The following is a 548-nucleotide window of genomic DNA, read 5'->3' as shown; positions in this document are numbered from 1 at the left end:
TTCATTTTTAAATTCACTGCCACGGTCGGTATGAAACCACTGAATTTGACGCAGATCCCCCTGTACGGTAGCAAAGGTGCGTGAAATCAGAGCAGCGTCCTTGTTTGGGCCTGCACTATGGCCGATGATCTCTCGATTGAACAGGTCAACGAGTACGCAAATGTAGTGCCACTGGTGCTGAACCTTCACATAGGTTAAGTCGCTGACGACGAAGCGCTTGGTCTCGGTTTGATCAAATTCACGATTCAGAATGTTGGCTGTAGCTTCTTCGTTGCATGCGGCTTTATGCGGCTTATACTGCGCCACCGTGTACGTGGAAACCAGTCCTTGTTCTTTCATGATTCGGCCAATTCGGCGTCTGGACACGACGAGTCCACGTTCGTGGAGCTTGGCTTTGATCTTTCGGGTACCGTAGGCTTTTCGATTCTTGCGGAAGATCTCCACCACCGCTTCGGTCATATCGTCTTCACTGACCCGTTCCTTGGCCTCATAGTAGAACGTACTTCTTGAAATTTGTAGGACGTCGCACATTGCTGATACCGAGTATT

General features: G+C 49.5%; 1 protein-coding gene. It reads right to left on the bottom strand.

Annotated features, from left to right (window positions below; genetic code table 11):
- Positions 1 to 548, bottom strand: a 548-nt coding sequence (locus ACE41H_RS25145; protein WP_375358310.1) for an IS3 family transposase, incomplete at both ends; no start/stop codon positions are given.

The sequence above is a fragment of the Paenibacillus enshidis genome (assembly GCF_042136365.1).
Taxonomy (GTDB): Bacteria; Bacillota; Bacilli; order Paenibacillales; family Paenibacillaceae; genus Paenibacillus; species Paenibacillus enshidis.
This window is presented reverse-complemented; position numbering and strand designations above follow the sequence as displayed.